Raw genomic sequence first — 19396 nt, forward strand, 5'->3', positions numbered from 1 at the left:
ACGACGACTACGTGACCGAATCGGCCATCACGTGTGCGCGATTCCGGGGTATGGTGGTAATGCGCCTGCTGAGTACTACGACGTACCTCGACAGGCCGCACGTATGAGGATGCCCGGTCGGTGGCCCGATCGGCTCCGACCCGACAGCCCTCCCTGTCCGTACGGCACAGTCGCGTACGGCATCCGGAGGGACCCTCAGCGATACGAGCGCTGGAACGTCGGCGTGGTCCCGTGGCAGTAGGCCCGTCCCCCAAGCAGGCCGACGTCGTACGCACGGTCACGACCCCCGCGTTCGCCTCGCATCGCGTACACAGAAGAGGCAGCACCCTGACTACGACTTTTCGAGAACTCGGAATCCTTCCCGAGACGGCCGAGGCCCTGGAAGCCGTCGGCATCATCAATCCCTTCCCCATCCAGGAGATGACCCTTCCCGTAGCCCTCTCCGGCACGGACGTCATCGGCCAGGCCAAGACCGGCACCGGCAAGACGCTCGGTTTCGGCCTCCCGCTCCTCGAGCGCGTCACCGTCCCCGTGGACGTCGAGGCGGGCCGGGCCAAGCCCGAGGCCCTCACCGACGCCCCCCAGGCACTCGTCGTCGTGCCCACCCGCGAGCTCTGCACGCAGGTCACCAACGACCTGCTCACCGCGGGCAAGGTACGCAATGTGCGCGTCACGGCGATCTACGGCGGCCGGGCCTACGAACCCCAGGTGGAGGCCCTGAAGAAGGGCGTCGACGTCATCGTCGGCACCCCGGGGCGGCTGCTGGACCTGGCCGGCCAGAAGAAGCTGAACCTGAAGCATGTGAAGTGCCTGGTCCTCGACGAGGCCGACGAGATGCTCGACCTGGGCTTCCTGCCCGATGTCGAGAAGATCATCGACATGCTGCCGGCCAAGCGCCAGACCATGCTGTTCTCGGCGACCATGCCGGGCGCGGTCATCGGGCTCGCCCGCCGCTACATGTCCCAGCCGACGCACATCCGTGCCACGGCACCGGACGACGAGGGCGCGACCGTCGCGAACATCGCCCAGCACGTCTACCGCGCACACTCCATGGACAAGCCGGAGATGGTCGCACGCATACTGCAGGCCGAGACACGCGGACTGGCGATGATCTTCTGCCGTACGAAGCGTACGGCGGCCGACATCGCCGAGCAGCTCCAGCGGCGCGGCTTCGCGTCCGGCGCGGTCCACGGCGACCTCGGCCAGGGCGCGCGTGAGCAGGCGCTGCGGGCCTTCCGCAACGGCAAGGTGGACGTGCTCGTCTGCACCGACGTGGCCGCGCGCGGCATCGACGTCGAGGGCGTCACGCACGTCGTCAACTACCAGTCCCCCGAGGACGAGAAGACGTACCTGCACCGCATCGGCCGCACGGGCCGGGCGGGCGCGTCGGGTACGGCGATCACGCTCGTCGACTGGGACGACATCCCGCGCTGGCAGCTGATCAACAAGGCGCTGGAGCTCAACTTCAACGACCCGGTGGAGACGTACTCCACCTCCCCGCACCTCTTCGCCGAGCTCGGCATCCCCGAGGGCACGAAGGGCGTCCTGCCGCGCTCCGAGCGCACGCGTGCGGGGCTCGCTGCGGAGGAGCTGGAGGATCTCGGCGAGACGGGCGGCCGGGGGCCGCGCGGCCGCCGCTCCTCGGGCCCGTCCGCGGAGGCCGAGCGTCCGGCACGTACGCCGCGTCGCCGGCGTCGTACGCGGAACGGGTCGCCGATGGAGACGCCGTCCGCCCCGGAGACCACGCAGGCCACGGACACGGTGGAGGCCGTGGAGCCGCGCGCCCAGCGCCGTCGCCGCCGTATGCGCGGCGGTGTGGCCGAACCGGTCGCCGCGGTGACCGAGACGGCGGCGCCGGAGGCGGCGGAGACCGCTGTGGACACGGCCGAGCCCGTCAAGCCGCGCCGCCGCCGGACCCGCAGGGGCCCGGAGGCTGCGGAGACCACCGTGAACACGGGCGGGGCCACGGAGACGGCTCCCATCGCCGCAGAGGCCGCGGTGGACGTGGCGGAGGCCGTGGAGGCCAAGCCGCGCCGTCGTACGCGCAAGGCCGCCGAGGCCGTGGTCGACACGGCGGAGGCCGCCGTGGACACCGTCGAGGCGACGGAGGCCACGCCGCGCCGACGCACCCGCAAGACCGCGGACGCGACCCCCGCAGAGGCGGCCGTCGACACTGCCGAGGCCGCGGAGGCCAAGCCGCGCCGACGCACCCGCAAGGCGGCCGAGACCCCGGTCGACACGGCCGAGGCCGAGGCGCCGGTCAAGCCGCGGCGTACGCGCAAGACGGCAGAGGCCGCCCCTGCCGAGACGGCCGAGACGGCACCGGAGCCGGAGGCGAAACCGCGCCGACGCACCCGTAAGGCCGCCGAGGCGACCCCCGCGGAAGCGGCCGTCGACACCGCCGAGGCGACGGAGACCAAGCCGCGCCGACGCACCCGCAAGACCGCGGAAGCCGCCCCCGTCGAGGTGGCGATTCCCGCTCAGGCGGCGGAAGAGCCGGAGGCCAAGCCCCGGCGCCGGACCCGCAAGGCGGTAGCCGCCGACACGGAGCTGCAGGCGCAGGCGGACGAGGTTGCGGCGAAGCCGCGACGGCGTACGCGCAAGGCCGCCGAGCCGGCCGAGGGCTGACCCGACACCCGGTCGATGGCCCGTCTCCACCCCGCGTGGAGACGGGCCATCGGCGTTTCTCCCGCTCCGTACACCTTGATGTCACCCTGCCCCACCCGCGCACGGCACCGACCGCCCGGTAACCTCCCCTCCATGAGCCGTCCCCCCAGCTTCACCCCGCCGCCCGGTGTCCGGGCGTACCGGCTCGGTACGGACCGCGGGGAGTTCGCCGTCCTTGAGGCCGACGCCGCGACGGATCGGGTGAAGGGGACCGCGCTTCTGCTGCCGGGGTTCACCGGGAGCAAGGAGGACTTCATCGTCCTGCAGCCGCTGCTGGCCGCGGCCGGATACCGGACCGTCGCCGTCGACGGACGAGGGCAGTACGAGTCCCCCGGCCCCCGGGACGACGAAGCGCCGTACGAGCAGGCCGAGTTGGCGCGGGACGTGATCGCGCAGGCGCATGCCACAGGGGCGCCCGTGCACCTGCTCGGGCACTCCCTGGGCGGTCAGATCGCCCGCGCCGCCGTCCTCCTCGACGCCTCCCCGTTCGTCTCGCTGACCCTCATGGCCTCCGGCCCGGCCCAGATCTCGGCGCCCCAGCAGCAGCGCGTCAAGCTGCTGCACGACGCGCTCGCCGTCCTGGACATGGCCCAGGTCTGGGAGGCCATCCAGGCCATGGAACCGCCGGAGGACGTCGACGCCGGGGACATCGACGAGGGGCTCGCCGACGGGGAGGACCTGCGCCGCCGCTGGCTCGGCAACAGCCCCGCCCAGCTCCTGGCCACCGGCCGGCAGTTGTGCACGGAACCCGACCGGGTGGCCGAACTGGCTGCCGTGGGCCTGCCCGTGCACGTGCTGTCCGGCGACCGCGACGACACCTGGCCGGTCCCGCTCCTGGACGACATGGCCGCCCGGCTCGGTGCCGACCGCACGGTCGTACCGGATGCCGAGCACTCCCCCAACACCGATCAGCCGGCACACACGGCCCGCGCTCTGGCCGCCTTCTGGGACCAGGTCCTCGGGGCGGCCTAGTACTGGCCCTGGAGGTGCTCCCAGAATCCGTCCCGCAGGGCGCGCCGCAGGTCCGACTGGCCGCGGAGCGAGTACTGCAGCAGGCCCTCGGCCTCCACCAGCAGATCCTGGTCGACGGAGCCCGGCAGATACGGGTGGCCGGGCAGCAGGTCCGCCAGCGCCTCCCGGCCCCGGGCCGCCAGCCACTTCGCCGCGATCTGCGCGCCCACGAAGCGGACGTCCTCGCGGGTGGGGCGGGCGACGGACGAGGCCTCGTAGGTCGTGGCCGTCCGCCGGCTCACATACGGCTTGAAGAACTCGAGCTCCAGGGTGCGCTGGCTATCGACCTCCCACAGCAGCGGTTCCGCCTGGTTGCGGCCCTCGGGCGCCTCGATGCCCCACAGGTGCACCCGGGCGCCGTAGCCCTGCGCCGCCTCGACCGCCGACACCAGGTCCTCGTCGCCGCCGATGAGCGCCGCGTCGCTGATGGCCCGGTGCCGGGCGAGTGACTCGAGGTCGGTCCTGATCAGGGAGTCGACGCCCTTTTGCTGGTTGTTGGCGTTGAGGTTGCCGAGCCGCACCTTCACGTCGGGGAGTTCGGCGATGGACTGCTGCTCGGCGGTGTGGATACGGCGTCTGGCGCCGTCGTACCAGTACACGCGCAGCAGCCGGCTGTCCGCGAAGATCGTGCGCGCCTTGTCGATGAGTGCCTCGATCAGTCCCTCGGCGTCGAGGTCGAAGGCCCGGCGGTCCTCGGTGCCGGCGACGAGGCGTCCCGCGGCCGCGTACAGGTAGCCGGCATCGACGAAGATCGCATGGGTCGAGGGCGTCTTGGCCACCTCGGCGAGCATGCGCTGGAGCAACTCGTTGGTGCGGTCGATACGGGCGCCGAGCGCCGACAGGTCGTCGTTCATACTGCCTCCATTGTCCCGGCGGTCACGCTGCGAACACAAACGGCCCCGGTCAGTGCAACGTGAATCCAGTCAGCGCCGGAAACCAACTCCTTACCAGTCGGTCATTAGAGACTCGAAAAATTTCCTTAGCGTAGGGAATGTTCTGCCGGGGCACCCGGTTGACTTCTACAGGAACACGGGCACCGTCGCCCGTGCTCCGCTCACCAGTAGTTCTCCTCAGGAGGATGACCAGACGAAGGGAGAAGCCTTATGCGCTTCGAAATCATGCGACTCGACGACGTCGACGGCACCCCCGTGGACACCACCGTCGTGGACGCCGCCTCCGTCAAGCAGATCGTTCAGCAGGCCGCGGCCATCGGGCAGCGCCTCTGGATCCGCCCGGCCGAGACGACAGCCTCGTAATCGAATCGGGCGGGCTCGGAGAAGCCGGCACAACCGATACTTCTGCACAACCGAACACTCGACGCAACCGGCGCTCAGGCGTGACCGACCCAGGCACGGCCTCGGCGCGAACGACGTAGACGACGTACAACGACGTGAGCAAGTCCTCGGCGTGACCAAAACTTCGGAGCCCCGTACGGCACCTGTGCCGTACGGGGCTTCGCGTGTACCGGGACCGTCCGGGCAGTTCAGCTCCCGCGGACGACCTCGGTGATGCCGTTGATGATCTGCTGCACGGCGATCGCGGAGAGCATCATGCCCGCGAGCCGGGTCACCAGGACCACGCCGCCGTCCCTGATGACGCGGATGATCACCAGCGAGTAGCGCATGACCAGCCACAGCACGACGTGGATCGCGAGGATCGCCGTCCACACCGACACCTGGGCGCCCACGCTGTCGGCCCGCTGGACCGCCAGGATCACGGACACGATGGCGCCCGGCCCGGCGAGCAGCGGCATGCCGAGCGGCACGAGGGCGACATTGACGTCCTTGGTCTGCTTCGGCTCGTCGGTCTTGCCGGTCAGCAGGTCGAGGGCGATCAGCAGCAGGAGCAGTCCGCCCGCGATCATCAGGGCGGGCACCGAGACATGCAGATAGTCCAGGATCTGGTGGCCGAGCACCCCGAACACCGCGATCACACCGCCGGCCACGCAGACGGCCTGGAAGGCCATCCGCTTCTGCACCTTGGCGGAGCGTCCGGCGGTGAGCGCGAGGAAGATCGGGGTGATCCCCGGGGGATCCATGATCACGAAGAGGGTGAGGAAGAGGGAACCGAAGAGGGCGACGTCGAACATGAGGGCCTTGCGAAGAGGTACGGACGGACACACGGCGGCGGCCGCGGCCGATGGACTGGTCAAGGGGGCGGAGCCAGAAGGCACGCGACGGTGGGGGCACGGCGGCGTATGACGGGCCCGAAAGCAGTGAGAACGAGCAGCGGGGACTACGACAGCGCTAGGCGCTCGGGTGTCCACCGGTGCCCGGCACCGGGAACCCCCCGGTGCCGCGCCTGATGATCTCCCCGTACACCTCGGGGTCGGTGGTGTTCTCCCCGAGCACGCACGTCTTGCGGCTGCCGTGGTAGTCGGAGGAACCGGTGGCGAGCAGCCCCAGTTCGCCGGCGAGGCCGCGCAGCCGCGCCCGGGTCGCCTGGTCGTGGTCCATGTGGTCGACCTCGATGCCGTCGAGCCCCGCGGCGGCGAGGTCCGCGATGACGGACTCCGGCACGGTCCGCCCGCGCTGGGAGGCGGCCGGGTGCGCGAAGACGGTCACCCCGCCCGCGGCCTTGACCAGCCTGATCGCCTCGAACGGATCGGTCGCGTGCTTCTCGACGTAGGCGCGCCCGCCGTCCGCCAGCCAGTCGGGCGTGAACGCGTCCGAGACGCTGTCCACGACGCCCAGCTCGACCAGGACGGTGGCGATGTGCGGGCGTCCGACCGAGCCGTCGCCGGCGATGCGGGCCACCTGCTCCCAGGTGATCGGCACGCCCAGCTCGCGGAGCTTGTCGATCATGGCGTGCGCCCGCGGCACCCGGTCGTCCCGGACCAGCTCCCGCTCGGCGAGCAGGTCGGACTCCTCGGGGTCGAACAGGTAGGCAAGCATGTGCATGCTGATGCCCTGCCACCGGCAGGAGAGCTCGGCGCCGGGAACCAGGGTCAGCCCCTCGGGCAGCGCGCGGATCGCCTCGGCGTGGCCGCGGGTGGAGTCGTGGTCGGTCAGGGCGATCACGTCCAGTCCGGCGGCAGCGGCGGCCAGCACCAGCTCCGCCGGGGTGTCCGTACCGTCGGAGGCGGTGGAGTGGGTGTGCAGGTCGATGCGCACGACGCGGACTCCAAGCGACGACGGGGGGAGGGGACGCTCAAGAATAACGGGATCCCTCAGTTCGTCATACCCGCAGCCGGGATGCGCCCCCTACGCCCGCGGACTCCCCCGCGTCATGGCTGCAGCAGGCGCGGCGACAACGCCCCGCAGGGGAGCAGGTCGACTTCGGCCCCCGCGTCCCTGAGGTCGGTCAGTACCAGTTCGTCGTACAGCAGCATGCCCGTCTGCTCGGGCCAGACGACCGCCCACAGCCACAGTCCCCGCGCCTCGCCCGCGAAGACCGCGCGATCGTCGGGGGTGCCGGTGACATGCCACAGCGGGGTGGGGCGGCCGGCCGCCAGCACCTTGGCCTGGGGCGGCTTCTCGACGTTCAGATAGGGGCCGGGGTCCGGGCCGTCGATGCCCGCGTACCGCGCACCCAGGCCGACCCCCAGCTCCTCCGCGACGAGGATCAGCTCGCCCATACCGCCGAGCGGTCCCGGGCCCGAACAGGCCACCGCCGTGGCACGGCCCCCGCTGCGGTCGTCGCCCGCGCAGGCCACGCCGGTGAACAGCCATCCGACCGGCAGCGGCCACGGCATCCACACCGGCACCGTCGCCCGGTGCACCACGACGCCGAGAGCCTCGACGCTGGGCGGGATCACGGGCTGCAGGGGATGCACGCTGCCGTGCACGTCGCACTGCCACGAGTCGGCAAAGAGTCCGGGAGCCCTGACCCGGCCACCACACTTCGGGCAACTGGGTTCGCCCCTCATAGGCCCCCACGGTCCTCCCCGTCCAGCGCCGCGTCAAGGACGATCACCCGTCCGGCGTGTAGCTCGCACGCACGCCTGATCGACCGAAACTAGATGCAGCTTGCATTAATTAGCTCCCCTAACATAATGTATGCATAAGCCAACCAATCCAGGGAGAGTGCGAGGACACGCATGAGCACCCGTACAGGAGGACCGGCCGCGGCGGCCGGGACGGATCCGTTCGACGCGGGAGCCGGCGGCATCCTGCGCCAGCCCAAGTCCGTGTGGGCCACAGCCGGCGCGTCCGTCGTCGCGTTCATGGGCATCGGGCTCGTGGACCCGATCCTGCCGTCCATCGCCAAGGGCCTGCAGGCCACGCCCAGCCAGGTCTCCCTTCTCTTCACCTCGTACTTCCTGATCACCGCCGTCGCCATGCTGGTCACCGGCTTCGTCTCCAGCCGTATCGGCGGCCGCAGGACGCTGCTGCTCGGCCTCGCCTTCGTGGTGGTCTTCGCGGCCCTCGCGGGCACCTCGGGTTCGGTCGCCCAGCTCGTCGGCTTCCGCGCCGGCTGGGGCCTCGGCAACGCGCTCTTCGTCTCCACGGCGCTCGCCGTGATCGTCGGCGCGGCGGCCGGAGGCAGCGCCGCGGCGATCCTGCTGTACGAGTCGGCGCTCGGCCTCGGCATGGCGTGCGGCCCGCTGCTGGGCGCGCTGCTTGGGAACATCAGCTGGCGTTACCCGTTCTTCGGCACGGCCACGCTGATGGCGATCGGCTTTCTCTGCATCACGGCGTTCCTGAAGGAGCAGCCGCGGCCCGCGCGGAAGACCTCGCTCCTCGACCCGATCAAGGCACTCGCCCACGGCGGACTCGCCTCGGTGGCCGCCTCCGCCTTCTTCTACAACTACACGTTCTTCACCGTGCTGGCCTTCACACCGTTCGTGCTGGACATGACCCCCTACAAGTCGGGCGCGGTGTTCTTCGCCTGGGGCCTGCTGCTGGCCGTCTTCTCGGTGATCGTGGCGCCCCGTATGCAGGCCCGCTTCGGCTCGCTGAGGGTGCTCGGCGGCTCGCTGGTGCTGCTGGCGATCGACGTGGCCGTGCTCGGCTACGGCGACCACACCGCCGCGATCGTCTGCACGGTCCTGTCCGGTGCCTTCATCGGCGTGAACAACACGGTCTACACCGAGCTGGCCCTCGGCGTGTCGGACGCCCCGCGCCCGGTGGCCAGCGCGGGCTACAACTTCGTGCGCTGGTTCGCCGCGGCGGCCGCCCCCTACCTGGCGCCGAAGATCGAGGAGTGGAGCGACATCCACATCCCGTTCGTGGTCGCGGCCCTCACCGCCGTCGTGGGCGCAATCGTGGTGTTCGTACGACGCAACGCCCTCACACACGAGGCCGAGGAGCTCGAGACGCGGCACGCGAGCGAGGACGGCGTCACCGTCTTCGCCAACTGACCTCCGGCGGCCGCGGATCGGTGAGCTTGCTCACTCCGCGTCAGTCCAGCGGGACGGACCTGCGGGACGGATCCCGCAGGTCCGTCCCGCTCGTCAGCCAGCGTTCCTGGAGGGCCGGTGCTCCGTGCACCCGCTTCCAGGCGGCCTCGTTCGGGGTCATGGGAAGCAACGGCAGGAACCGCACCGGGTCGAGCGGCTCGTCCAGTTCGAGGTCTTCGACCAGGCCGCCCGGCTCGGCGACCAGGACCGAGGTGAACGGGGCGCCGGGCCACAGCGGTTCGCCCACGTCCAGCGAGGCGCCGGGCGCCACGACCACGCCCTCGACCTGCGGGGACGCACCGAGCACGGCGAGCGGACGCAACACCTTGTCGGTGTCGGCGACACCGGCGCGGACCGAGAGGACCAACTCGGCGCGGGGTCCCTTGACGGGGTCGGCGAGCGTCGCCGTGGGATCCGTCATCGGCTGGGCCGACATCCCCAGAGTGGCGTAACGGACGATGTCTTTCTCCCGGAAACGCAGCACCTCGATGCGGTCCGTGCCCAGGAAGGTGACCGCGGCGCGGGCGTCCGGTTCGCCCAGCGCCGTGCGCAACCGAGCCTCGACCAGTGGAAGAACATCAACCATGCGGTGAATATAGAACTCGTCAGTACCGGGCAAAGCAGCGCCTTGACACTTCGGTCGGCTGATACTCTTGGCCGGTGGTTCGGGGCAGCACGCAGAAGCGTCGCGGTCGGGTCCCGACACCGTGAGATTCCCCGACGGGGAATGAATCGTCCCTCACGAGGGACTGGCTGGAGGAGGTGGGGCTGTCATGGATCGAAGTCGACCGTGCAGTAGCACCCGCTCTTCCGGTCATTGATGTAGCTGCTCTGGCTGGCCGCCACCTCTCACTTGCGCGCCATGATTTCGCGCGGATCCCCCTCGGACCCGCTCCGGACTCCCGGTGCGTCACGGAAGAGCACTTCGTTTCGTTCTGCTCTGTCTGATCTGAATCAGCAGCGAAGTCCGCCACCGCGATGGTGCGGTGCTCCCCGCTTTGTGGACGTGCCAAACATGCGCACTCCCAGGACGTCCTCATTCCGGGCAGTTCCACCCGTCGTCGGCGCCATCGCTGCTCGTTGCGAAGGAGCCCGCCATGTCGATGATCCGTGACCTGCGCGCCGCGGTCCGCCCCTCCCGCCCCTCGCTGCGCAAGGACGCCGCCCCGTACGACAGCACTCGCGACCCCGCGACGCCGTCCGCCGTCGTCGACTGCGCCGTCTACCGCGACGGGTTCCGGGTCGACACGGCCAGTCCGCTGTCGCCGCAGGAGGCGATGCGCCGGGTGCAGCGCGACGGAGGCTTCGTGTGGATCGGTCTGCACGAGCCGACCGAAGCCGAATTCTCCGGTATCGCAAGCGAGTTCGGGCTGCACCCGCTGGCGGTCGAGGACGCGGTGCAGGCGCACCAGCGCCCCAAGCTGGAGCGGTACGACGACTCCCTCTTCGCCGTCTTCAAGACCATCCACTACGTCGACCACGACGAGCTGACCGCCAACAGCGAGGTCGTCGAGACCGGCGAGGTCATGTGCTTCACCGGACGGGACTTCTTCATCACCGTCCGGCACGGCGGCCAGGGCTCGCTGCGGACGCTGCGGCACCGGCTGCAGGACGACCCCGAACTGCTCGCCAAGGGCCCCTCGGCCGTGCTGCACGCGATCGCCGACCACGTCGTCGACGGGTACATCGCCGTGGCCGACGCGATGCAGGTCGACATCGACGAGGTGGAGACGGAGGTGTTCTCGCCGGGCAGGAAGGGCGGCACGCCCCGGGGCACGGACGCCGGCCGTATCTACCAACTCAAGCGCGAGGTGCTGGAGTTCAAGCGGGCGGTGGCACCGCTCATGCGGCCGATGCTGCTGCTGAGCGAGCGGCCGATGCGGCTGGTCGACCCGGACATCCAGAAGTACTTCCGCGATGTCGCCGACCACCTCGCCCGGGTCCACGAGCAGGTGGTGGGCTTCGACGAGCTGCTGAACTCGATCCTCCAGGCCAACCTGGCGCAGGCGTCCGTCGCGCAGAACGAGGACATGCGCAAGATCACGGCGTGGGCGGCGATCATCGCCGTGCCGACGATGGTCTGCGGCGTGTACGGCATGAACTTCAAGCACATGCCGGAACTGCACTGGAAGTACGGCTACCCGGTGATCATGAGCATCACGGTGGCCATCTGTCTGGGTATCCACCGCACACTGAAGCGGAACGGCTGGCTGTGACGGCGGGTCCGGGCCACGGCTGCGGACGGGATCGGCACGGCACGTCCTAGGCTGGGCCCATGACAAGCGAGCTGCTCGACCGGGCCCTCGTCGAGGAGGCCACGAAGAAGTCCGGGCTGATCTGGGTCCAGGGAGCGCTGCCGGACCCCCCGCGGGCGCTGTGGCACGTGTGGCACGAGGGCGCCGCCTGCGTGGTCGGCGACGGCCCCGGCGAACAGCCGCTGACCGGCCTCTCCGACGGCGGGGACGCCCTCGTCACGGTCCGCAGCAAGGACAAGGGCGGCCGGATCGTCACCTGGCCCGCGAAGGTGGTCGAGCTGGCGCAGGGCTCGCCCGAGTGGGAGGCCGCGGTCGCCGAACTGAAGGGCAAGCGGCTGAACGCTCCCGACGGCGAGGAGATGCCGGAGCGCTGGCGCCGGGAGTGCCGTGTGCTGCGCCTGGAGCCGACGGGCGCGACCGTGGCGCTGCCCTCGGACTCCCAGGCCGCGCCGCCCGTCCCGACCCCGGCGACGACCCGCCGGCCGATCCCGGCGGCCCTGCCCCGTCTGCTGCGGCGCAAGCGCCGGTAGCCCTGCCTCGCGGCCGGGCTCCCCGCCCGCCGTCAGGACGACGGCAGTTGCCTCCCGTAGTCCACCGTCTCGTTCTTCGACGGCTCCGCCAAGGCGAAGCTCTTCCCCCAGTCCGAGAGGGTGAGCGTCCCCGCGTTCCCGGCGCGGACCAGGCGCAGCGGATAGGGGGTTCCCTTCAGGGAGACGTCCAGCGTGCCGCCGGAACCCTTGTCCCCGGTGATCCGGATGGTGCGGATGCCGTTCTGCTCGTGGTGGCCGTCGGTCGCCAGCGCGCCGTGGAGGGTCAGAAGCCCCTCCAGCAGCACGTCCTTGTCGGTGAAGCCGCTGAAACGCTTGTAGGCGGGGTCCCCCGTCGGCACCGTCACGTACTTGCCGTCGAGCTTGTCGGCCGCGGCCTGCGAGCCCCCGCCGCCCTCCTTGCCGTCCTGCTGGTTCCAGAACTTGGCGTCGGCCTTCAGGAACAGGTGCCGGCCCACCCGCAGCAGCTTGAACGTGCCGTTCTTCGAGGTGACCGAGCCGGTGCCGCCGTCGGCCTTCAGTTGCATGTCCAGCGTGTAGGTGGTGCCGCTGCTGACGACGGTCCCGGACAGCCTGACCGCCGACGCCGATGCGGCCGCCGTCCGCGTGCGGCTCTGGATCTTGTCGGCCGGCAGCTTGCCCACCCCGTTCGTCCCGGCGTCCGGATCGCTGCTGCACCCGACGAGCCCCGTCCCCGTCACGACCAGCGCGCACACCAGTACGGCCCTGCGGGTACGGCCGTGGGGAATTGCGGTCACAGGTGGGGCTGCCTCTCATCCGGGGTCCTCATCGGCTACGGCAGCGTACCGGTGCCTGTGAGGCCCTCCGGAGCCAGTCCGTCCGCGCCTCTCGCCAGGGCGTACCGCACCAGGACGGGCTAGCCTGAAGCCCACGCGAGCGGACAAAACGGCAGGAAAAGGAGGTGCGGGCATGGCGGCAAGCGCCCCTCGCATCTTCGTCTCGCACCTGGCCGGCGTCCCGGTCTTCGACCCCAACGGCGACCAGGTCGGACGCGTGCGCGATCTCGTGGTCATGCTGCGCGTGGGCGGGCGTCCTCCCCGACTCCTCGGCCTGGTGGTCGAGCTGACCACCCGTCGCCGTAGCTTCCTGCCCATGACCCGCGTGACCGGCATCGAGTCCGGCCAGGTCATCACCACCGGCGTGCTGAACGTGCGGCGCTTCGAGCAGCGGCCCACCGAGCGGCTCGTCTTCGGCGAGCTGCTGGACCGGCGCGTCACGCTCGTCGAGAGCGAGGAGGAGGTCACCGTCCTCGACCTGTCCGTGCAGCAGCTGCCCGCCCGCCGCGAGTGGGAGGTCGGCAAGGTCTTCGTGCGCAAGGGGAAGGGCGGGGCGTTCCGGCGCAGCAAGGGCGAGACGCTCACGGTCGACTGGTCCGCCGTCACCGGGTTCTCCCTGGAGGAGCAGGGCCAGGGCGCCGAGAGCCTGCTCGCCACCTTCGAACAGCTGCGGCCCGCCGACCTCGCCAACGTCCTGCACCATCTCTCCGCCAAGCGCCGCGCGGAGGTGGCCGCCGCCCTGAACGACGACCGGCTCGCCGATGTGCTGGAACAGCTGCCGGAGGACGACCAGGTCGAGATCCTCGGCAAGCTGAAGGAGGAGCGCGCCGCGGACATCCTGGAGGCCATGGACCCGGACGACGCCGCCGATCTGCTCGGCGAGCTGCCGGAGGACGAGAAGGAACGGCTGCTGAGCCTGATGCAGCCCGCCGACGCGGCCGAGATGCGCCGTCTGATGGCGTACGAGGAGAAGACCGCGGGCGGTCTGATGACCACCGAGCCGATCGTGCTGCGGCCGGACGCGACCATCGCCGACGCCCTCGCCCGGGTCCGCAACCGCGATCTGTCGCCCGCGCTCGCCGCCCAGGTCTATGTCTGCCGTCCGCCGGACGAGACACCGACCGGCAAGTACCTGGGGATCGTGCACTTCCAGCGGCTGCTGCGGGACCCGCCGTACACGCTCGTCAGCTCGATCCTGGACAACGATCTGCAGCCGCTGGCCCCGGACGCGCCGCTGCCGGTGGTGGCCGGGTTCTTCGCCACCTACGACATGGTCGCGGCACCCGTCGTCGACGAGTCCGGCTCGCTGCTCGGCTCGGTGACCGTGGACGACGTACTGGACCACATGCTGCCCGAGGACTGGCGCGAGACGGAGTTCGACCTGAGCGACGAGGGGGTCGCCCATGGTCCCTGAGCGCGAGAAGGTGCCCTCCGGCGCGACCGCCGCGACCCGCACCCGCATCCGGCTCGACCAGCCGCAGCCCCGGCGCACCCGCGTGCTGCCCGAATGGGACCCGGAGGCCTTCGGACGCCTCTCGGAACGGATCGCGCGCTTCCTGGGCACCGGGCGGTTCATCGTCTGGATGACGGTGGTCATCATCATCTGGCTGGTGTGGAACGTCACCGCCCCGCACTACCTGCGCTTCGACCCGTACCCCTTCATCTTCCTGACCCTGATGCTGTCCCTCCAGGCCTCGTACGCGGCCCCGCTCATCCTGCTGGCCCAGAACCGCCAGGACGACCGCGACAGGGTCAACCTCGAGCAGGACCGCAAGCAGAACGAGCGGTCGATCGCGGACACCGAGTACCTGACCCGGGAGGTCGCCGCGCTGCGCACCGGCCTCGGCGAAGTGGCCACCCGGGACTGGATCCGCTCCGAGCTCCAGGACCTCGCGAAGGAACTGGACGGGCACCGGCGCCCCGACGGGCATGCCGTATTCCCGGCGGACCGGGCGGGCGGACGTGACGTAGACGACCGCTGACACGGCGTACCGGGGCACCACCGGGCGCCGTACCATCGTGGTTATGGCTACGGAAGACGCGGTGCGCCAGGCACTGGCGACGGTGAACGACCCCGAGATCCAGCGACCCATCACCGAGCTGGGGATGGTCAAATCGGTGGAGATCGGCGTGGACGGAGCGGTCGCGGTCACCGTGTACCTGACGGTTTCCGGCTGCCCCATGCGCGACACCATCACCCAGCGCGTCACGGAGGCGGTCTCCCGTGTCGAGGGCGTCACCCGGGTGGACGTCACGCTCGACGTGATGAGCGACGAGCAGCGCCGCGAACTGGCGACCGCACTGCGCGGCGGCCAGGCCGAGCGTGAGATCCCCTTCGCCAAGCCGGGCTCGCTCACCCGTGTGTACGCGGTCGCGTCCGGCAAGGGCGGCGTCGGCAAGTCCTCGGTGACGGTGAACCTGGCTGCGGCGATGGCGGCCGACGGCCTGAAGGTCGGCGTGGTGGACGCCGACATCTACGGCCACAGCGTGCCGCGCATGCTCGGCGCCGACGGCCGTCCGACCCAGGTCGAGAACATGATCATGCCGCCGCAGGCGAACGGCGTGAAGGTCATCTCGATCGGCATGTTCACCCCGGGCAACGCGCCGGTCGTCTGGCGCGGCCCGATGCTGCACCGCGCGCTCCAGCAGTTCCTCGCGGACGTGTTCTGGGGGGATCTGGACGTGCTGCTGCTTGACCTCCCGCCGGGCACGGGCGACATCGCGATCTCGGTGGCCCAGTTGGTCCCCAACGCGGAGATCCTGGTCGTCACCACTCCGCAGCAGGCGGCCGCGGAGGTGGCGGAACGCGCCGGCTCCATCGCCGTCCAGACCCACCAGAAGATCGTCGGCGTGGTCGAGAACATGTCCGGCCTGCCCTGCCCGCACTGCGGCGAGATGGTGGACGTGTTCGGCACGGGCGGCGGCCAGCAGGTCGCCGACGGCCTCACCCGCACGACCGGCGCCACGGTCCCAGTCCTCGGCTCCATCCCCATCGACGTCCGGCTGCGCGAGGGCGGCGACGAGGGCAAGCCGGTGGTCCTGACCGACCCGGACTCCCCGGCGGGCTCGGCCCTGCGTGCCATCGCGGGCAAGCTGGGCGGCCGTCAGCGCGGCCTCGCGGGGCTGGCGCTGGGGATCACGCCGAAGAACAAGTTCTAGGCCCGCCTGCGCCGACAGAGGCGTTCCGCGAGCTGTGTACGCCGATGGGGGCGCCGTCCGGGTGGGACGGCGCCCCCATCGGCGTACCCGGCTAGGCGTAGGCCGCGAAGTCCCTGACCACGGCGAAGCCCAGACCGTACGCGCTCATCCCTCTGCCGTACGCCCCCACGTGCACGCCCGCCTGCGTGGAGCCGGCCAGCACCCAGCCGAACTCGGACTCGCGGTAGTGGAAGGGCGTCGGAACGCCGTCCACGGGCAGCGACAGGGTCGACCAGGCGGGGCCGGACAGGTCGTCCGCGAGCACCCAGGCCGTCTCGGTCTGCTGGTCCAGCCAGTCGTCCCGCAGGGTGTGGTCCATCTGGCCCGGCCAGGTGAACGAGAGTAGCCCCACGCCCGCGAGCCAGGCCGCCGAGGAGACCGATGTCGCCTCCAGCAGGCCGGTGCCGTCCGGGCTGCGCCGAACGGGGTTGGCGGCCACGGTCACCACGACCGCGAACCGCTCCTTGTCCTCGGTGGCCTCGCTGCGCACGGAGGGCTCTTCGCCGTTCCCGATCGATCCGTGCTCCACGGCTCCGTCGGCCGCCGTGCCCACGTGCATCAGCCAGCGCGGACCCGTGAACGCCTCATCGAGGCCGTACCACGGGAAGGACGCCTGGAGATAGCCGTCGACCGTGCCCCGGGCGAAGGGAAGCTGTTGTCGGCCCTCCGCGGCCGGCGCCTGTACGCCCACCCGACTTGTCGTCTCCATCTGCCCGGACGCCTCCTCGCTCTCGTCGGACCCGAGCGGCCCGCCCCCCACGGGCGTCCTCGCTCCGAAACCGGTCCGCACAACAACTGGGCAGCATAGCCACAGCTCTCGGGACAGCAGGGGAACGCCCGCGTGTACGGCCCTGTGGGCGTCGCGATATGGCCGCACGCACGCCGATGGGTATGTGGCCCGCGTCACCTCGCCACGTGACGGGTACGCAGGGCCTGCGTACGCGGACGGCTCAGGTCGCGTCCGCGTCGAAGGGCGGACGCTCGCCGGGTTCGGTCTTCTCGGGCCTCTTCGTCATGTCGACGGGGCCGGAAGGAGAGGACGAGGACGACGGGGACTCGGTCTCGCGGCCGTGCACCGAGTCCGTGATCTCGGCCATTTCCTTCTTCAGGTCGAAGCCGTTGCGGATCTCCTTGAGCCCCAGGTCGTCGTTGTCCAGCTGCTTGCGGATGAACGTCTTGGGGTTGAGGTCCTCGAACTCGAAGTCCTTGAACTCCGGGCCCAGTTCGCTTCTGATGTCCTGCTTGGCGCTCTCCGAGAACTCCCGGATCTTGCGGATGGTGCGGGTGACGTCCTGGATCATTTTCGGGAGCTTGTCCGGACCGAAGACGAGCACGGCGAGGACAACGATCGTGACCAGCTCGAGCGGTCCTATGTCATTGAACACACGAAGCTCCTTGCGATGTCCTCGGTCCTCGGCCCTCGGTGGTCTGTGCGGTCTTCCGTGGTCCGGGCCGGATCCACCGTACCCGGCGTTTCCGTCGAACCGGTACTGGACCGACCTCCCCGCCACGTGTACACGTCGGGTTTTCCGGGTTGTTTGCCTTGTGGTACGGGTTTCGGACCCATACCGGTGGGGTTCGTGTCAGTTGCCGTCCGCCGAACCGAGGCGGAGCATGAGCTTCCGCCGGCTGCCGTCCCGGACGACGGTGAGCTCGAGCCGGTCGCCCGGGCGGTGGGCGCGCGTCCTGACGATGAGTTCCTCACCGGAATGCACCCGTACGCCGTCGACTTCGGTGATGACGTCACCGGACTTGATGCCCGCCTTCTCCCCGGGGCCGCCCGCGATGACCGCTGGACCGCCGCCCGCGCTCTTGGTGCCGACGCGGGCGCCGTCCCCGGTGTAGCCCATGTCGAGCGTGACCCCGATGACCGGGTGCGTGGCCTTGCCGGTGTTGATCAGCTCTTCGGCGACGCGCTTGGCCTGGTTGACGGGGATCGCGAAGCCGAGACCTATGGAGCCCGCCTGGCCGTCCCCGTCCGAGCTGCTGTCGGCCGACCTGATGGCGGAGTTGATGCCGACGACGCGGCCCTTGACGTCGAGGAGGGGGCCGCCGGAGTTGCCGGGGTTGATCGGGGCGTCGGTCTGCAGGGCGTCGACGTACGACACATCGCTGCCGTCGCCCTTCTCGCCGCCCGCCGTGATGGGGCGTTCCTTGGCGCTGATGATCCCGGACGTGACGGTGCCGGCGAGGTCGAAGGGCGCTCCGATGGCGACGACCGGGTCGCCGACCTCGACGTTGTCGGAGTTGCCGAGGGGCATGGGCCTGAGGCCGTGCACATCGTTCACCTTGACGACGGCGAGGTCGTACCCCGTGTCCCGGCCGACGACGGTGGCGGCGGCCGTCTCGCCTCCGTTGAACGTCACGCTTATCTCGCCGCGGGATCCGGCCGGTTCGACCACGTGGTTGTTGGTGAGGATGTGCCCGCGCCCGTCGAGGACGAAGCCGGTGCCGGTGCCCGCGGCGTCCGCTCCCTTCACATGCAGGGTCACGACGCTGGGCAGCGCCCGGGCGGCGATCCCGGCGACGCTGTCCGGGGCGCGGCCCTGGGGCTCCTTTCCCGCCTGCGGCAGCCGGACGTCCCCGACTCCGCCGTCGCGCTCCAGCGCCGCACCGATGACTCCCCCGGCACCGCCGGCCACGAGCGCCAGCAGCACGGCCCCGAGCACCAGATGCTTCCGGGTACGGGCGCGCTTCTGCTCCGGGCCGGCCGGGTGGGCGCCGTTCTGCTGGAAGGGGGCCCGGGGAGCCCAGGGGTCGTAGTTCTGCCAGGGGGCCGTCGCGTAGGGCGCAGGAACAGGAGTCGCCAGCCCCGCGCCACCGGACACCGGCGGGGGCGTGGCCGCGGCCGCCTCTCCGTGGGATGCGGCCGGTGCGGGCATAGGCGCACCCGGCGGCACGGCCCCGGGCGCGGCAGGGACCGCCTCTGCATGGGGCACGGCTGGCGCAGGCATCGGTGCGCCCGGCGGTGCGACCCCGGCCACGGCAGCGGCCGCCCCTGCACGAGGCACGGGCGCCGGGGGCGTCGGCGCACCCGGGGGCAGCACGGCCTCGGGTACGGCAGGGGCCGCACCCGTATGGGGCACGGGCGCCGGGGGCATCGGCGCGGCCTGTGCCGGGATCCGCGGGGACGCCGTGCCGTGCGGCGAGGCCGCGTCGTGCGCAGGCACCGTGCCATGCGCGGGCGTCGTGCCGTGCGCAGGCGCCGTGCCTTGCGCAGGCGCCGTGCCGTGCGCAGGCGCCGTGCCGTGCGCAGGCGTCGCCATCGGGTGCTGGACCGGCGGGGCGGGGGCCCAGGGGCCGGGTTCGCCGTAGGGCGGGGTGCCGTAGGGGTCGGGGTCGTGCAGGGGCCTGGGGCGGTCTGCGAGGTCCGGGAACGGGCGGGCCACCGGAGCCCCGGCCTCTTCCGCCGAAGCACCAGTGGCGCCACCTCCGGACGCCGCGGAACCGGGCTCAGCAGGCGGCACAGCGGACCCGGTCGCGGTGGGCGCGGACGGCGTTCCGGTCGCGGGTCGTGCCGCGGCAGGGCGTGCCAGCTCGAAGTCCCCCTCGGCGTTGGCCATGCCTCGCGGGCGCGCC

The 19396-nt window shown here is 71.1% G+C and carries 18 protein-coding genes; 9 read left to right on the forward strand and 9 right to left on the reverse strand.

All coding sequences use genetic code 11. The features are described 5' to 3' along the window. Window positions 1-420: 420 nt before the first annotated feature. Entirely contained in the window at window positions 421-2628 is a 2208-nt protein-coding gene (locus tag ACQEXA_RS21490) for a DEAD/DEAH box helicase (protein WP_432939533.1), read from the forward strand. A 132-nt stretch (window positions 2629-2760) separates the two neighbouring features. Beyond that, entirely contained in the window at window positions 2761-3639 is an 879-nt protein-coding gene (locus tag ACQEXA_RS21495; RefSeq protein ID WP_432932214.1) for an alpha/beta fold hydrolase, read from the forward strand. On the opposite strand, the gene ACQEXA_RS21500 is transcribed toward ACQEXA_RS21495, so the two are convergent. Then, complete coding sequence (locus ACQEXA_RS21500; RefSeq protein WP_359396629.1) at window positions 3636-4532, reverse strand: NYN domain-containing protein; 897 nt, start codon at window positions 4530-4532, stop codon at window positions 3636-3638. The two genes, ACQEXA_RS21495 and ACQEXA_RS21500, sit on opposite strands and share 4 nt — an antisense overlap. 249 nt (window positions 4533-4781) lie before the next feature. Between ACQEXA_RS21500 and ACQEXA_RS21505 the strand changes: the two genes are divergently transcribed. Further along, entirely contained in the window at window positions 4782-4934 is a 153-nt protein-coding gene (locus tag ACQEXA_RS21505) for a hypothetical protein (RefSeq protein WP_359396631.1), read from the forward strand. Between the two features lie 227 nt (window positions 4935-5161). On the opposite strand, the gene ACQEXA_RS21510 is transcribed toward ACQEXA_RS21505, so the two are convergent. From ACQEXA_RS21510 to ACQEXA_RS21520, 3 genes are all read right to left on the reverse strand, one after another. After that, window positions 5162-5767 (reverse strand): MarC family protein, encoded by a 606-nt coding sequence (locus ACQEXA_RS21510; protein WP_432932211.1) that lies wholly within the window; start codon window positions 5765-5767, stop codon window positions 5162-5164. A gap of 157 nt (window positions 5768-5924) precedes the next feature. Then, the gene (locus ACQEXA_RS21515; protein ID WP_432932210.1) at window positions 5925-6791 is read right to left on the reverse strand and encodes a PHP domain-containing protein; all 867 of its coding nucleotides are present in this window, start codon (window positions 6789-6791) and stop codon (window positions 5925-5927) included. Window positions 6792-6904: 113 nt separating this feature from the next. Further along, window positions 6905-7546, reverse strand: coding sequence for a DUF6758 family protein (locus tag ACQEXA_RS21520; RefSeq protein WP_432932208.1), 642 nt, complete (start codon window positions 7544-7546; stop codon window positions 6905-6907). Window positions 7547-7717: 171 nt separating this feature from the next. On the opposite strand from ACQEXA_RS21520, the gene ACQEXA_RS21525 reads away from it, so the two are divergent. Next, complete coding sequence (locus ACQEXA_RS21525) at window positions 7718-8980, forward strand: MFS transporter (RefSeq protein ID WP_432932206.1); 1263 nt, start codon at window positions 7718-7720, stop codon at window positions 8978-8980. 40 nt (window positions 8981-9020) lie between these two features. On the opposite strand, the gene ACQEXA_RS21530 is transcribed toward ACQEXA_RS21525, so the two are convergent. After that, window positions 9021-9605 carry a suppressor of fused domain protein gene (locus ACQEXA_RS21530; protein WP_432932204.1) on the reverse strand — a complete coding sequence of 195 codons (585 nt, stop codon included), beginning with the start codon at window positions 9603-9605 and terminating at the stop codon, window positions 9021-9023. Window positions 9606-10116: 511 nt separating this feature from the next. Between ACQEXA_RS21530 and ACQEXA_RS21535 the strand changes: the two genes are divergently transcribed. After that, window positions 10117-11235, forward strand: coding sequence for a magnesium and cobalt transport protein CorA (locus tag ACQEXA_RS21535; RefSeq protein ID WP_359396643.1), 1119 nt, complete (start codon window positions 10117-10119; stop codon window positions 11233-11235). Window positions 11236-11294: 59 nt separating this feature from the next. After that, window positions 11295-11804 carry a hypothetical protein gene (locus ACQEXA_RS21540; protein ID WP_432932202.1) on the forward strand — a complete coding sequence of 170 codons (510 nt, stop codon included), beginning with the start codon at window positions 11295-11297 and terminating at the stop codon, window positions 11802-11804. A gap of 32 nt (window positions 11805-11836) precedes the next feature. Here ACQEXA_RS21540 and ACQEXA_RS21545 read toward each other — a convergent pair whose 3' ends face one another. Next, window positions 11837-12580, reverse strand: a complete 744-nt coding sequence (locus ACQEXA_RS21545) for a hypothetical protein (RefSeq protein ID WP_432932200.1) — start codon at window positions 12578-12580, stop codon at window positions 11837-11839. A 172-nt stretch (window positions 12581-12752) separates the two neighbouring features. On the opposite strand from ACQEXA_RS21545, the gene ACQEXA_RS21550 reads away from it, so the two are divergent. From ACQEXA_RS21550 to ACQEXA_RS21560, 3 genes are read left to right on the forward strand one after another with little or no spacing between them, the layout of a single operon-like run. Beyond that, the gene (locus ACQEXA_RS21550) at window positions 12753-14033 is read left to right on the forward strand and encodes a magnesium transporter MgtE N-terminal domain-containing protein (protein WP_432932198.1); all 1281 of its coding nucleotides are present in this window, start codon (window positions 12753-12755) and stop codon (window positions 14031-14033) included. Beyond that, window positions 14023-14601, forward strand: coding sequence for a DUF1003 domain-containing protein (locus ACQEXA_RS21555; RefSeq protein WP_432932196.1), 579 nt, complete (start codon window positions 14023-14025; stop codon window positions 14599-14601). Before ACQEXA_RS21550 ends, ACQEXA_RS21555 begins: the two co-directional genes overlap by 11 nt. Window positions 14602-14644: 43 nt before the next feature. Beyond that, on the forward strand, window positions 14645-15778 hold the full coding sequence (locus ACQEXA_RS21560; protein ID WP_432932194.1) for an Mrp/NBP35 family ATP-binding protein: 1134 nt from the start codon (window positions 14645-14647) through the stop codon (window positions 15776-15778). A gap of 91 nt (window positions 15779-15869) precedes the next feature. Here ACQEXA_RS21560 and ACQEXA_RS21565 read toward each other — a convergent pair whose 3' ends face one another. The 3 genes from ACQEXA_RS21565 to ACQEXA_RS21575 all read right to left on the reverse strand — a co-directional run bounded on the left by ACQEXA_RS21565 (window position 15870) and on the right by ACQEXA_RS21575 (window position 19083). Then, complete coding sequence (locus ACQEXA_RS21565; RefSeq protein ID WP_432932192.1) at window positions 15870-16526, reverse strand: hypothetical protein; 657 nt, start codon at window positions 16524-16526, stop codon at window positions 15870-15872. A gap of 241 nt (window positions 16527-16767) precedes the next feature. After that, a complete protein-coding gene (locus ACQEXA_RS21570) occupies window positions 16768-17202 on the reverse strand; it encodes a sec-independent translocase (protein ID WP_432932190.1) in 435 nt (144 codons plus the stop codon). A 198-nt stretch (window positions 17203-17400) separates the two neighbouring features. Then, window positions 17401-19083, reverse strand: a complete 1683-nt coding sequence (locus ACQEXA_RS21575) for a S1C family serine protease (RefSeq protein WP_432939530.1) — start codon at window positions 19081-19083, stop codon at window positions 17401-17403. Window positions 19084-19396: the final 313 nt, after the last annotated feature.

It is taken from the genome of Streptomyces sp. CA-106110 (assembly GCF_050936285.1).
In the GTDB taxonomy this organism is placed as follows: Bacteria; Actinomycetota; Actinomycetes; order Streptomycetales; family Streptomycetaceae; genus Streptomyces.